This window comes from Methylophaga sp. UBA1464 (assembly GCF_002325665.1).
Lineage (GTDB): Bacteria > Pseudomonadota > Gammaproteobacteria > Nitrosococcales > Methylophagaceae > Methylophaga.
In genome coordinates this window covers 3645-4078 of the sequence record NZ_DCSO01000020.1, presented here as the reverse complement: position 1 = coordinate 4078, position 434 = coordinate 3645, and the positions used below count along the sequence as shown (strand labels likewise).

At 52.5% G+C, this 434-nt stretch carries 1 pseudogene; it reads right to left on the bottom strand.

The features are described from left to right. A pseudogene (locus B3O33_RS02125) lies at window positions 1–339 on the bottom strand (sodium:calcium antiporter); the annotation flags it as partial. Window positions 340–434: the final 95 nt, after the last annotated feature.

Here is a 434-nt window from a genome sequence, read left to right as displayed (position 1 = left end):
TGCCAGCATCAGGTTTACAGGGGAAGCGGCCGCATGCTCCAGATTGGCTTTGCGATAAACGATGTCTGCAATGCCAAGAAATACCAGATTCACCGCCATGCTACCCATAACATTACTCATGGCCAGATCGGGCCGTGCATCCATCGAGGCACTTAAGGTCGCGGCAAAGTCCGGGAGCGAAGTCACCCCCGCCAGCAACAATACTCCGAACAGGGCCTCGCCCATGCCAGTACGATCGGCCAGTTCATCTGCCAACTTTGCCAGCCGACTGCCCGCGAGGACAATGGCCATAGCAGCAATGCCAAAGACGATCAGGTTGAGCGTCAGGGATGAAAACATTTAGGCCTCAAATGGCTGGGAATTGCCTGAAATATTAATCAAAACGTAGTCTCAGCCAAAACTACCATAATTTGATCCGCAGATTACGCAGATGG